General features: G+C 52.5%; 16 protein-coding genes. 2 read left to right on the forward strand and 14 right to left on the reverse strand.

Features of this window, described 5'->3' with window-relative positions; all coding sequences use genetic code 11:
* Positions 1-92: 92 nt before the first annotated feature.
* Positions 93-1289 (reverse strand): cation:proton antiporter, encoded by a 1197-nt coding sequence (locus NGM66_RS07435; RefSeq protein ID WP_208907587.1) that lies wholly within the window; start codon positions 1287-1289, stop codon positions 93-95.
* Between the two features lie 243 nt (positions 1290-1532).
* On the opposite strand from NGM66_RS07435, the gene NGM66_RS07440 reads away from it, so the two are divergent.
* Together NGM66_RS07440 and NGM66_RS07445 are read left to right on the forward strand one after the other, a co-directional pair.
* Positions 1533-1733, forward strand: coding sequence for a YjzD family protein (locus NGM66_RS07440; RefSeq protein ID WP_208907586.1), 201 nt, complete (start codon positions 1533-1535; stop codon positions 1731-1733).
* Between the two features lie 141 nt (positions 1734-1874).
* Positions 1875-2486, forward strand: a complete 612-nt coding sequence (locus NGM66_RS07445; protein WP_208907585.1) for a CadD family cadmium resistance transporter — start codon at positions 1875-1877, stop codon at positions 2484-2486.
* A 259-nt stretch (positions 2487-2745) separates the two neighbouring features.
* Here NGM66_RS07445 and NGM66_RS07450 read toward each other — a convergent pair whose 3' ends face one another.
* The 13 genes from NGM66_RS07450 to NGM66_RS07510 form a co-directional block, all read right to left on the reverse strand.
* Positions 2746-3138, reverse strand: a complete 393-nt coding sequence (locus NGM66_RS07450) for a hypothetical protein (RefSeq protein ID WP_208907584.1) — start codon at positions 3136-3138, stop codon at positions 2746-2748.
* A gap of 94 nt (positions 3139-3232) precedes the next feature.
* A complete protein-coding gene (locus NGM66_RS07455) occupies positions 3233-3895 on the reverse strand; it encodes a GTP pyrophosphokinase (RefSeq protein ID WP_208907583.1) in 663 nt (220 codons plus the stop codon).
* Complete coding sequence (locus NGM66_RS07460) at positions 3888-5132, reverse strand: multidrug efflux MFS transporter (RefSeq protein ID WP_208907582.1); 1245 nt, start codon at positions 5130-5132, stop codon at positions 3888-3890. The genes NGM66_RS07455 and NGM66_RS07460 overlap by 8 nt, the downstream gene beginning before the upstream one ends.
* A 166-nt stretch (positions 5133-5298) precedes the next feature.
* The gene (locus NGM66_RS07465; protein WP_208907581.1) at positions 5299-5673 is read right to left on the reverse strand and encodes a DUF1634 domain-containing protein; all 375 of its coding nucleotides are present in this window, start codon (positions 5671-5673) and stop codon (positions 5299-5301) included.
* Positions 5673-6518, reverse strand: coding sequence for a sulfite exporter TauE/SafE family protein (locus NGM66_RS07470; protein ID WP_125576142.1), 846 nt, complete (start codon positions 6516-6518; stop codon positions 5673-5675). Before NGM66_RS07470 ends, NGM66_RS07465 begins: the two co-directional genes overlap by 1 nt.
* Positions 6519-6846: 328 nt before the next feature.
* Entirely contained in the window at positions 6847-7704 is an 858-nt protein-coding gene (locus NGM66_RS07475; RefSeq protein WP_208907580.1) for a LysR family transcriptional regulator, read from the reverse strand.
* Positions 7705-7745: 41 nt separating this feature from the next.
* A complete protein-coding gene (locus tag NGM66_RS07480) occupies positions 7746-8639 on the reverse strand; it encodes an alpha/beta hydrolase (protein ID WP_208907579.1) in 894 nt (297 codons plus the stop codon).
* The gene (locus tag NGM66_RS07485) at positions 8629-9948 is read right to left on the reverse strand and encodes a PTS transporter subunit EIIC (protein ID WP_258115516.1); all 1320 of its coding nucleotides are present in this window, start codon (positions 9946-9948) and stop codon (positions 8629-8631) included. Before NGM66_RS07485 ends, NGM66_RS07480 begins: the two co-directional genes overlap by 11 nt.
* A gap of 94 nt (positions 9949-10042) precedes the next feature.
* A complete protein-coding gene (locus NGM66_RS07490) occupies positions 10043-11263 on the reverse strand; it encodes a helix-turn-helix domain-containing protein (protein WP_258115517.1) in 1221 nt (406 codons plus the stop codon).
* Between the two features lie 69 nt (positions 11264-11332).
* Positions 11333-11599, reverse strand: a complete 267-nt coding sequence (locus tag NGM66_RS07495) for a type II toxin-antitoxin system Phd/YefM family antitoxin (protein ID WP_208907576.1) — start codon at positions 11597-11599, stop codon at positions 11333-11335.
* A gap of 257 nt (positions 11600-11856) precedes the next feature.
* Positions 11857-12675 carry a serine hydrolase gene (locus NGM66_RS07500; protein ID WP_258115518.1) on the reverse strand — a complete coding sequence of 273 codons (819 nt, stop codon included), beginning with the start codon at positions 12673-12675 and terminating at the stop codon, positions 11857-11859.
* 18 nt (positions 12676-12693) lie between these two features.
* The gene (locus NGM66_RS07505) at positions 12694-12954 is read right to left on the reverse strand and encodes a hypothetical protein (protein WP_208907574.1); all 261 of its coding nucleotides are present in this window, start codon (positions 12952-12954) and stop codon (positions 12694-12696) included.
* 126 nt (positions 12955-13080) lie between these two features.
* Positions 13081-13329, reverse strand: coding sequence for a Mor transcription activator family protein (locus NGM66_RS07510; protein ID WP_208907573.1), 249 nt, complete (start codon positions 13327-13329; stop codon positions 13081-13083).
* Between the last annotated feature and the right edge of the window lie 119 nt (positions 13330-13448).

The raw sequence follows: 13448 nt of genomic DNA on the forward strand, positions 1-13448 counted from the left end.
AGGTCGCGTCTCAAAATGGCCTCACAGTCGAAATGTGCGCAAACAAACGCCTGATCTCACTAATTTTAGCAATCAGCCACAACCAAATTTACTCACTCAGCCGGCCGAATCTTTGACCGATCCACGTCATGCTGGTGCACGCGGTCCATGGTCCACCGCAACAGGAATGGCGCCAGGAGCGTGGCTACAATGATGGCGGCGACGATGGCGGAGTAGCGCACCGGCGACATCAGCTTGGCCTGGTACCCGATTTGCGCAATGATCAACGCCATTTCGCCCCGGGAGACCATCCCAGCGCCGACCGCCGTGGCGCTACCCCAGCTGAAGCCAGCGAGTTTGGCCCCACTGCCGGCCCCCACTAACTTGGTCAGGACGGCGACAATCGTTAAGACGACGATAAAGCCGAGTTGTTTGCCCAGGCCGTTGAAGTCCATGTTCAACCCGATGCTGACGAAGAAAACGGGAATGAACAGCGCATAACCCACGGGTTCGATGTGCCGATCGACCGTTGAGCGGGCCGATGTTTGGGAAATGGCGATACCGGCAAAGAAGGCACCAACCACGTCGCTTAAGCCCACCAATTCGGCCACGTAAGCCATCCCGAAACACAGAATGATGGCCATCAGCGTCGGTCCCATCGGAATCATGAGCCGCTCGCCGATTTTGGCCATGTAAGGCGCCAACCAGCGAACCACAAAGTAGATGGCGGCGAAGTAAATGACCTGTTCAATCGTCGTCAACAACAGGCTGCTGGACTGCGCGGCACTTTCACCGACCGCTGTACCGGTAGTGCTGACCAAGACACTTAAAATAATCACGGCCAACACGTCATCGACCACGGCCGCCCCCAAGATGGTGGTCCCTTCCTGGCTGTTCAACGCGTTCATTTCCTTCAGGACTTCCACGGAAATGGAGACCGAGGTTGCGGCAAAGATCACACTGATAAACAGGCTTTCCGTCACGCCCAAGTTGTACAGCATCCCCACCGCGTAGGTCCCAATCATGGGGATCAGCACCCCCATGAGGGCCACCAACACGCTCGGTTTCAAGTAGCGTTTCAACAGTTGTAGGTCACTTTCCAAACCGGCAATGAACATTAAAATAATCACGCCGATTTCCGCAAAGCCCTCCAATGAATGGGACAAGGTGATCCAGCCCAATAATGCAGGCCCCACCAACACCCCTACCAGCAGTTGGCCAATGACGGCCGGAATGCCGATTCGCGTACAGTAGTGGCCGACCACGGTCGTTGCCAATAAGATTAAGGTTAAGTCTTTTAATAATTCCACAAGTTGCCTCCCTTTGCACGAAAAAAGCGCCCGCCAAAAACGGTCCCCCCAACCCAAGGAAGACACCATTCTTGAAAGCAGCCGCTTCAACCATCTCATTTTCAGTTATGCATAGTATACTTGAATTCACGTCAACCCGCAACCCAGACGCATTCCTAAGAGAAAAATCTGACCCAAGCAAAACTTAACTACCCGCTCAGCCGTTAATCGTGGTAAACTAATAACGATTGTGAGGTGACACGTGTGAAGTGGCTTGAATCTAATTTAGTCGTGATCTTTTGGTCCGTTATCTTCGGCGAAGTTATGGGTTACATCGGTGGTACGTTGGAACAAATGACTTGGGAACCCATGAAAATTGGGATCTGGATGGCAGTTGTCGCTGTGATCGCGGTCAACGGGATCACGCTACTTAGCCGTGACGACCAAGCTTCCAGTGAAAAATAATTCACGTTAAGCATGATCGATAGACCGAGCCTTGGCTGACGCTGAGGCTTTTTATTTTGGCCAAAATTCGTTTCCAATCCAGGCGACAAGTGTGCTACACTGCAATTGTAAGAGCTTTCACTACAGATAGGAGTGCCCCCCATGTTGCAGACCATCCTGACCGCCATCATGCTATATACCGCCACCGCCGTGGATTTACTCGTCATCTTGCTGATTTACTTTGCGCGAGTGACGGACAAACGGCAGATTCGTGACATTTATCTGGGACAATACCTGGGGTCACTGACGCTGATTGCAGTGAGTCTGTTCTTTGCTTTCGTCTTGCATTACGTGCCTGAGAAATGGCTCCTGGGCTTGCTGGGGCTGATTCCCATCTACTTCGGGATTCGCGTCTGGTTCGTGGCGGATACGGGGGAAGAGCGCGCGGAATCGCGGCTGAACACCAAGGGCCTGAGCAAATTGACGCAGACCGTCGCCATCGTCACGATTGGCAGCTGCGGGGCCGATAACCTGGGGCTATTCGTCCCATACTTCGTGACGCTCGACCGCGCCCAACTGGCGGCCACGCTACTGACATTTTTCATCATGATTTATCTGTTGGTCTTTAGCGCACAGAAAATTTCCTGCCTCCCCCGCATCGGCGAATTCATCGAGCGCTACAACCGCTGGGTGATTTCGGCCATCTACATTGGGCTGGGACTGTTTATCATCTTGGATAACGGCACGATTGCCCAATTATTACGGTTCCTGTAGCCGGCCACTTTTAAGACTCGCCTGTGCGAACACAACTGCATGGAAAAAATAAAGTTTGGGACAGACGCGCCCAAACTTTTTTGCGTTAATTTTAAATGACCAACCTGCAACAAAAGGTGGTTGGCCACCCGGTATGAATGCCACCTACCGTTCGCCAAATATGAGCTGGAACGCGGTGGACGGCGGAGGCATCTGGTTTCGCCAATCTTAATGGCGAAATAACCATCCGACCGAAATTTAATGATTTATCTTATAAAGCTTACTTGATGTAGTAAGCCACCCCAGTGTTGTAGGTCCACTTCAAAGCCACGTGATGCTGATAATGCGTGAGCTGCAACGTGTTCTCCGGGCTAACCTGCATGCCGTTAGCCGCTTGAAAGACCCCAATAGCCTGCGGGGCAATGTCAACGCCCAGTTGGTCGCCTTGATACGTCCCAAATTTGCTCTGAAACGACCGGGCACCAATCGTGAGCCGCGTCCCCTTTTTCAAGTTCCAATTACAATGCGCTAACCGCCAGTGGCCTCGATAGGCCTGTGGGATTTGGTCGCTCACCCCTTGTGCAATCGCCATTTGGGGCTGGACCAGAAACGCCCCCACGCCCAGGCTTAGAGCCGTTACGGCTAATGTCGTCACCAATTTTTGCTTAAACATAACGCGCCACCCCTTCCAGCATTTATCGTATCATTGGTTAAGGGGGACCCGCATCATTCGCGCACGCGTTTGCAAGCTCGCATTACGAACAAACCTACTGATTTTCCTGAGCCCGGATTTGATTTTTGATGCCATTCATATCCTGGTCCAGTTGATGGACCAATTCTGCCTTGGCAATCAGCTCGCGGCGCAGTTCATCTTGATGTTTCACGTTCTTTTTATAACTCAATTCATGTTCCAGCGATGCCCAGAAATTCATCGCAATCGTGCGAATCTGCACCTCGACCGTGACCGCCTGCACACCGGCCGCCAGATAGACCGGGATCGCCAAAATCAAATGCAGGCTGCGGTAGCCATTGGCCTTGGGCTTAGCCACGTAATCCTTGCGCTGCAGCACCTTGATGTCCGGTTGCTTTTCCAGCCGCCGTTCCATTGCCAAAATGTCGTCTTCAAACCGCACAATTATGCGGATACCAGCGATATCGTGCATCTGCTGGGGCAACGACTCAAAGTTAAAGTCCAGGTGTTTGCGCTGGGCCTTTTCCAAAATGCTTTCGGGCGACTTGATCCGTGACTGCAAGCTATCGACCAGCGTGTGGCCATTTTGAATCTGATATTCCTGGTCCAGGTAGTGAATCTTGGTCTCCACAACTTGCACGGCGCTGCGGTAATTCAGCATCAACGTCCGGAAGTTGTCTAGCGCCTTGAGTGAGGTCGGGTCATTGGGAAATTGCACGGGTAAATTTTGATTAGTCATGGGTAGTATTGCTCCTTGAAGTGGATGAACCGCGCCACTGCCGAATTTCGGGGACGAGCCACCACAGTAATAAGAAATTTAATAACAGGGTAATCGCGGTAAACGTGAAGACCCCGCTGTAATCGAACCAGTTGGCCACGACCCCACCGAGCATCGCGCCCAGCATACTGCCGAGGGCCTGAAAGGACTGGTTCCAGCTAAAGACGGTCCCGGTCAACGAGTGCGGCGCGTTCTTGGTCAGCATCGTTTGTACCGCCGGGAACAGTGCCCCATCGGAAACCCCAATCATGAACCGCAGAATCCCCAAGAGCCAAATGCTGGTGACGAAGCCCTGCGGAAAGTACATGATCACGGCAAAGACGTAGCCAAAGATCAGCACGCGTTGGGTGCCGTGCCGGTCGCCGTACTCCCCTAATTTGGGTGCCGCTAGCAGCGTGGAAATTCCGGGTAACGCCGCAATGATGCCGGCCACCAGGGTGATCGGCCCAGTATGGTGCATGAGCTCCCGCACGTACAGGCTGATGATGGGCGTGATGGAGTTATTACCCATCTGAATGAACATCGTCGATACCAGCAGGACTATGATCAGCGTTGGGTTCTTGACCTGTTTCAGCCAAAAACCAGCCTGGGCTTGTTTCTCCTTGCTAACGGGCGTGAAGTGTTCGTGAACCAGCGTAGCACTAAGGAAGAACACGATAATCAGGAAAATCCCGGTTAGAATAAACGTCCAGCGAATCGAAAAGACCTGCGCCAAGATGCCGCCCAGCACCGGCCCAATCAGGTTGCCACTCACGTACCCGGTGGTCAAAATGCCCAGCGCGTTGCCACTCTTGGCCTTAGGCGTTTCCGCCGCAATCAAGGCGCTGGCGTTAGGGATATACCCGGCAAAAAAGCCTTGCAGGAATCGCAGACCAATCAGCTCCCAAACGTTGCTGACGAAGCCCATCATGCCAATCACGACGGCCATCCCCAGCGACGACCGCAGTAGCATTAATTTTCGGCCTTTACGGTCCGCTAACTTGCCCCACAACGGGGAAACCACCGCAATCACCAGGAAGGTCGCCGCATAGGTCACCCCACTATACATGGTCAGTTGGCCCCGGGTAAAGGTGCCCAGGTCATCCACATATAGCGAAATGAAGGGCATGATTTCACTGAAGCCCATTCCGGCAATAAAGGTTCCTAACCACAATACCGCTAAATTTCGCCGCCACTGTTCCGTTTTCCGTGTCCCCACGCTCGTCGCCTCTCTCGTAATCTCGTTACTTAATAGTTTAGCACACCGCTGCCAGAATCAAGTAATTTAACGAATGCGTTGGGCCAGGTTTCAACACCATATATTCGGAGACACAAAAGGTCCGAGACTTTTGCCCCAGACCCCGTGATACGCTTCTATTCTGTGGTTAACCCTTGACCCCAATCACTAGGGCGATTAATAAAATAATCAATACCAAAGTGGTGATGGCCACGTACAAATGATCCTTTTCTTTGTAAAACGCGTAGATTGACACGACGACCCGTAAGACCGGCGTTAAGATCAGGCAGTAAACACCCAACATCATAATGGCGTAAGGCTTTAACTGCCAAGTGCCGGCCAGAATCATGCCCATTTGCCGGGGCACAAAATCACCTGCGTAGCCCGAGTAGCCCGTGACCAAGAAGAGAGCCAAGCCAATGAGCATGATGATTGCTGAGAAAATGACGCCGACCTGTAAGATGCGGCCAATGATCGTTTCGACCTGGGCCATTTCTCTGGCCGTTGTTGGTTTTTCCTCCATTAGAAGTGAACCCCCAATCCTTTAAATAACATTTCAAAACCAATGTACAAGATAATGGGAATGAACGCGATACGAATCCACCGCGCTGGCAGTACTTGCATGATGCGTGAGCCAATCACGGCCCCCACCAAAATTCCCAAGGCCATCGGTACCGCAATCCCCGGCAGGATGGCACCGTTAAAGAAGTACACCGTCGCACTAGCGGCCGCGGTGACCCCCATCATCAGATTAGATGTCGAGCTGGAAGGCTTCAACGGCATTTTCATGAAGGTATCCAATGCCATGACCTTGAACGCCCCGGAACCGATGCCCAGTAGGCCACTGGCAACCCCGGCCCCAAACATCACGGAAAAACCAGCGGGCACATTTTCCACCTGGTAGTCGACGTCCTTCATTTCGGCTTTATCAAAATAGGTGCCGTTGAGCTTGAGCTTGGCTGCAATCTTATCGGGTTCGACCCGTTGTAAGACCTCTTGACCACGCCGGAGCTTTCGGTACATGTTCCACCCAGAAAAGACCAATAGGCAGCCGAAGAGTAAGTACAGGTACTTCGGGTCCAGAACCCCCGTCAACAGGGCGCCAACAATGGCTCCGATGGTCGTCGCGATTTCCAAGAACATGGCGACCCGCAAGTTAAGGACGTTGTCGCGCAAATAAGCAATCGTTGACCCGGAACTGGTCGCAATCACGGCAATGATGCTGGCTCCAATCGCGTATTTAATGTCTAATCCCATCCCAAGGGTTAGAATCGGCGTGATGATCATTCCCCCGCCGATACCGAGGATAGCGCCGGCAATTCCGGCGAAGATACCCACGGCCAACATAATAATAGCTGTATGAATCATAAGTGTGCTGTCCCTCCTAATCAATCGAAATCACTTAATTGATTATCAACCTTTGCTGGGCTGGCGGCAAGTTTGTCAGCTTGTGATTTTAGAAACGATTGTGATTTTACTCACTTGTTGATTTACTTGAATATCAACGTTCATCTTTACATATAGCTCTGTTTGTTCACTAAAAGTCAAATATTAATTTGGCCAAGATACTTGTCCGCACGTCTAAGCACACCGGATAAGCAACGCGGTTATTGGTGGTGAATCGCTTTCACGACAAAGCCACCTAGCCATATAAAATAAATATGGCTAGGTGGCTTATTTTGTATTTAGCATATATTCAATAACTATCAATGAAGCGCTGTAACAGTGGGCTCGGCGTGATCTGTTCCGGCCAGACCAATTTCAGAGTGGTTCGCCACGGCTGGTAGCGAATCAAGCGAACGGCCGTCTGGGCACCACTGGTCTGCTCGGCAACTGACTGTGGGACCACCGCGACCCCCATCCGTGACTCCGCCCACTGAACAGCGGTCCGGGCATCGTCACAGGTACAGGCAATAAAGGGCGCCATCCGTTTGGCCGCAAAGGTCGTTTGAAACAGGTGCTCAAAGCGCCGGTAGATAATCAGGGGTACGCTGGCGAGGTCCTCGACCTTGAGTGTCGCCGCCGGAAAGTGGTCATACTTCTTGGGAACCACCGCCACCATCGATTCCGTCGCCAATTCCTTGCTGGCCAGCCCCGGTGCTGTAAAGGGCGTCCGCACAATGGCCACATCGATCAGACGTTTGTCCAGTCGGTCAATCAGGCCGTAGGTATTGTCCTCAAATAGGCGAATCTGCACCTTGGGGTAGTGACGGGTTAGCGTACGCAGCTTGGCGTTGGGCGTGGCCCCGATGGATGAGGAGATGACCCCAACTGACAACACACCGGCCAGGCCTTGGCCCAGCGAGCGAACCTGGCTATCAGCACGTTCTCGCAGGTCTATCAATTGTTGGGCATAGTCTCGCAATAGCTGACCGGCTGGCGTCAAGGTCGTCCCAGTTGCCGAGCGGTTCAGGAGCGTCACCCCGAGTTCTGCCTCCAACTGCTTGAGTTGATAACTCAAGGGCGGTTGGGCCATGTGCAGTTGTTGCGCCGCAGCCGTAATCTGACCGGCGTTAGCCACCGCTAAGAAATATTCCAATTGCCGAAAATTCACGTGAAGACCTCCCACCGTTTTTTCTTATTATACCAGAATGATTAAGGTAGGCCGGTCTCACCGGTAAGTGACCGGCGTTTGGTGTCGGCTTGATTCTGTGCTCGGTCCTTGGCGGGAAGATTTTCTTGTAACAGGTATTGCCGAATCAGGAGGACAATCTGCTTGTTTTGCGGCAGATCCGAGTGCGTCGTGTTATCACCGGTCACCGTGATCTGCGTGTAATGGGCCACCTGATTTTGGAAGACGTACTTTCCTTGGTTCACGCTATTAGCGGGTACCGTCCCGTCACTCGAATAATTTTCAGTACCAGCAACCGAGTAGACGGTCAATTTCTTGGGCAACTGTCGCCGACCAGCAATCAGTTCCTTTAGGATGGCCGTTTGCGTCGTCGTGCTGTTGGATTCCATATTGTATGGCGTGGCAATCGTCATCAACCGATCCACGTCTACGTGCGGTGTCTGGGCAAAGTATTTCTCTAGGAATAGGCTCAAAATCAGACCACCATTAGAGTGACCCATCGCCGAGAAATGGTTGAAGTGGTAGGTCTTCACGAGATCCTTGAAAGCCACGTTCAACCAGCGGGCCTGCTTATTGATATTTTCATAGCCATCACGGTTGTTCTCAAAAGCAATCACGATAAAGGGCTGATTATCCCCTCGCCGAATGGAACCGGTATAGGATAGCTGGCCATTTTCGGCAACCTTGACCTTCAGCACACTGTGGGCTACCTTGGTCTCCTGCCGCAATTGCGTGATCAACGAATCAAACCGATTTTGGCTCGCGCTGGACCCAGGAACCATGATGGTTGGGTTCAACGGCGTTTTATAATTTGACTTATACTGGGTAATTCGTTGGTGCATCCACGCCGTGCTGGGCAGGAAAATGGCCAGCACCACGAGTACACCAAGCACCCAACGCCACCAATTACGCCGCATGGTCATCACCTCCTGCCAGATTGGCCAACCGCACGAACGGCAGGTAAATGGCCACGGACAAGGCTAGGCAGATCAGACTCAACAGTAGCGCCCGCCAATCCCCACCGGTGCCTAGGTAGGCAATCAGTGGTCCCGGCGTCGTTCGCGGCACCGGATAGACGATGGGCGGCACCAATTTCCACGTAATCGCGCACCACGCCACGACGATATTCACGGCTGGTGCCACGATAAAGGGAATCAGTAAAAGTGGGTTGTAGAGAAGCGGTAAGCCCAACAGAGTCGGTTCGTTCAAGTTGACCAGGTTCGGTAAAAAGGTCTGATTGGCCACGCGACGGTAACTGGCCTGCTTGGAGCCGATCCAGATTGCCAGCAGCAACGCCAAGGTCATCCCCGCGCCGCCGAAGTTGGCATAGGCATCGCCCAGCGTATGCAACGTGATGGGATTGGGGGCATTCCAACCAGAGCCATGTTGGACCGCGTACGCCAGATTTTGCAGCGACGTCACGGAACTATTCCCTGCTAGTGAAATGGGCCCGATCAAGCCCAGCCACCACAGGCCGTTATTAATGGCCGTCACGGCAAGAATGATTACCCCCCGGTGTCCTGGGTTGGTGACCAAGGCGTTCAAGCCCTGATAGACCAAGCCATTCAAACCGCCACTGTTCAGCCAACTCAGACCATAGCCCATGCCGACCGTGAGGGTCAAAACCACGACCAACGGCCAGGCCACCCGGCTGGTCCAGGACAGCTGGCCCCATTGGGGATGCTTCAAGGCCCATTTACCCAGCCAACTCATCAAATGACAGCCGAACCAACCGACCACTAATCCCACCACAATGGCGAGAAAAATGCCTTGTGGTCCCAGGTTATTTTCCATGAATTGTGGGATGTCATCGCCATTCCCTCGCACCGGCGTATTCAATGCATCATAATTCACGTTCAACGTCAGAAAGGCTAACGCGCTCATGACCCCTACAGCCAGCGCATCACCACGATAAGTTCGCGCCAAATAATGCCCCGTGGTAAAAGCCACCATGACCGCGACGATGCCGTTGATCACCAGGCTAATGACTTGAAATAACTGCCGCCACAACTCTAGCCCTGGCAGCCAACTACCAACGTGATAGATCTGAAAGAAAAAGCCACTTTTCGTTAATAGGCCTTGGCCCACCACGTCAATCAAGGTCATGACTAAGATAAATGGGTACGCGACACGCAGGGCTTCTTTGATTGCCCGCATGGCACGCCACTGTTCGATTCGCTGATTCAGCCGCCACAGTCCCCGCAGCGGTGCTCGCTTTCCCGTCATTGACACTTACCCCCTACACCCATTGATTACTCCTTATTATACGAGTTTCCAGAGCGGGTTCGTGTTAAACGTCTCATAAATTTAATTATCAAGCCTAACGCTCTTGATGCCGCTTCACTGCTCGCCAGACCGTACTGGGACTCATCCCCAATTGCCCGGCAATTTCACGGTAAGTCTGACCGGCTGCCCGAAGTTCCTGCAACTTGGCCAACTGAACTGGCGCAGCTGACTGAACATCTGCGGTTGGCTGAGGCGCCGGTAACTGAAGCGGCGCACGGGGCTGCGGTGCCGTCAAGATCAACGGCGCTGTCCGCTTAAACCGGTCCAGTGCGTTCACCACGTAATGGGTCGTTTGTGCGTCCCACAGCGCGTTGTGCTGGTGCGGGTTGAAAATATTCAGTAACCCCGCGACCCCATTCAACGGCAGGAAATGGCGACTGGCATGCTGATGATTACTGCGATTGATGACCTCGTTGGTGTACAGGCTGCCATCAAAGACGGCGAGCGGGGCCTGCAAAATGGCGCGTTCTGCTGCCGTCAATTGCGCATAGTCCTGTGCCAAGGTGTTTTGCAGTAACCGCAAGTCATTGCCCTGATCCCAGAAGACTAGCGGCAAACGACGGGCCAGCACTTGCTGGATAAAGGCATGCACCACGGTTAGGGGCCGGGCCTGTTGCTCGAATCTGTCTAGCGTGACGCCCGTTTCCTTCAGGCCCCGTAGCTTCATGTCTGCTGAAAAATTAGGATTGTCCACGTAGCGATTGAAAAAGATATCCAGCGGTTGGGTACCCTGATAGCCCAGAGCTGCCAGCTGAAAAATCCCCGCCTTCTCTCCGGCAATCGTGGTGCGGGTCATGGCAACGTCATCGCCGGTACGCTGCGTCTTGAATAAGACCCCAAATTCGCAGTCGATCACCACGTAACTGCGGGGAATACTGGTCAGGCGATTTACTTGTGGCCACACCCGAGTTAAGTGCTCTGGTGCTTGCGCAGTTGGGGCCGGTGTCGTCTCCGGTAGCGTTAACCCGTGGTCTTGCAGCCGCTCCGTCAGGGTCAACTCATCCCGGTCGGTTTCGTAAGTCAGTACTTTCTTTTGGCTCAACACAAAGACCCGGCCCGAACTAAACGTGATGCGAAAGCGGTCCTTGTGGTCCACGACAATCGTTTGGACCTTGCCCCAACTATTTAATGCCGGTCGCAGTGTGGCCCCCTGATCAACCTGAAAAATCGCATAACCCACCAGAAATAGATTGTGCGTCTGGGCAGGCGCGTTACTGGCGGCCTTTTGCTCCAAGTACACGATTCTACTAGTCACGTCCATCCCCCATTTCTAAGTGATGACCTGTCTAAAAAAGTCTGGGCAATACTATCCCAGACCTCTTCCTTAAGGCTCTTCGACTTCGGTAGCTGCCGACTCCGCCATGGATTCAGCAACCACTTCGGGCTCCGCGGCCGTCTGCAGCCAAGCCCGGCTTTCCAGGTGGCTCAAAATAAATTGATTTTCTAACAACGTACTGTATTCTTCAACCGAAATTAAAACCACATTACGTTTATTTTTGCGCGTGATCATTAAAGGTTCTTGGTTGTTCGTCACCGTTTTCATGTAGTGCTTAATTCGTTTTCGAAAGTAAGGATAACTTGTTGCGTCCATCAGAATTCCTCCCCAGGTTCTTGGCGGTTACTGTCATCTTCTTGGCGATTGATTCAAGGACCTGATGTCCCCCAGCCATCACCTCAGCCGCTAATGATTAACTCCCATCTTACCGGAGAAAAAGCCCGCCGTATAGGGCCTTTACACAACATTTACATACAAATTTCGTAATAATGAAAACACCATTTTCTTAATATTTTAGTCAACAACAAAGGCGTCTGAGAACTCTCTCCCAAACGTCCTTCTACGCTGCTTTTTTACGCGTGATTGTTCAGATAATGCACCACATCCCGGCCTAGCCGGTTCATTGCCCGGTATTGGGCATACTGCTGGCCTTGTTGGGCCATAACGACGACGGTATAGACGCCGTGCTTAGTCTTGAAGAGTGCCGCATCGTTTTGGACCCCCTTCGCAGGAAACTCACCGGTCTTGTTATAAACCTTGGCGTGGGTCACCAGCTTGGGGAGCTTGCTGTGATTACGGCAGTGATGCAACAATGCCAGCATCTTCCGATCATAGGTCTTGCCCAGCAACCGGTGCTGATAAGTTAGCGTGAGGAATCGTGTGAGGTCGTGGACCGACGTATAGTTGTCGTGACCCCTGCGCAACGCAACGGTGTCCAGCATGTAGCGACGCAAATGGGTGTGCTTAAACCCAAACCGTTTGGCCGTTTGGTTGACCCGCTTAAACCCACCCAGCTTACGGATCAACGCGTTCGTGGCTGCGTTGTCCGAATAGTAAATCATCCGTTTAAGATTGCCCATGACCGTCCGCGTCAGCTTCAGGTGATGGGCTTGGGCGCGCTGAAAAACGGTGAGCATCACGTAGACCTTGATGGTGCTGGCGGACCGTTGCGCCTGAACGTGGCGATTGCCGGTAGTCATGCTCACTGGGCTACCTAGCCGCGTCACCTTGACCGACCAGCGGCCGTGGACTGACCGGAAATCGCGTTTGACCAATTTCTTAATAGCCACGGGTTGCGCCACCGTCTTGGCCTGAGCCGTGACGGCAGGTATCCCGCCCAGCAACACACCCACCAACGTGAGTAGTATTCCGAATCGTTTAAGCCTTCTCATGTTTGCTCCTTTTCCCGATTACTGTTGCTTTTCGGCCTCGCTAATGACCCGCTTGACCCAGCGCTGTGAATAGCCATATTCGTCGGCCAACGCCTTTTCCGTCATCTGAGGATACTTTTTCTTAATGGCCGCCACCGTACCGTCTCGCCCGTACAACTTCATCGGGAGATTCAGCTGTGTCCCGCGAAATTCCTGGTAAAGCTTCAACATTTCCTCTGTCCCCAACAATTCATTTAATTTCTTATAGATGCCCTGTAATGCCTGTGTATCCACGTCCATATCCCTAATGACCTCCGCTTACTACCAAAGATTGTAACCTCAAGATAACAAATTTTGCTGGCATGCAAAAATCACCGCGACAGTGTAGACCTGCACGCGTATTTGCATGTCGAATTACTTGCATCATTATTTGTGAATATACTTACGCACCGTCCGCTCAGCCAGCTGGTAGTGCGCGCTGAGTTCATGAATCGATGCGCCCGCCAGGTAGTCATTTTGCACCCGGCTCAGCAAGGCTTCGTGCCGCATCAAGCGCATCGGAAAGCTCACCGTACTTCCCCGAAAGTCCCGAAAAATCTTGAGCGTATTCTCCTCGCCAATTAATTCTGCCAACTCCTGATAAATGACCTGCCAATCCCGTTTGTCCGATTCCATCGCGCCCACCTTCTGCAAATTTCTAGTTACCTCCAGCTTAAACTATTCTGGCGGTTTAGTGACCAACTTTTTTCGCAAAAGGACAATTTTTTAAAAATGTCTATCACCCGGACCCGGTA

It is taken from the genome of Levilactobacillus yiduensis (genome assembly GCF_024718525.1).
Lineage (GTDB): Bacteria > Bacillota > Bacilli > Lactobacillales > Lactobacillaceae > Levilactobacillus > Levilactobacillus yiduensis.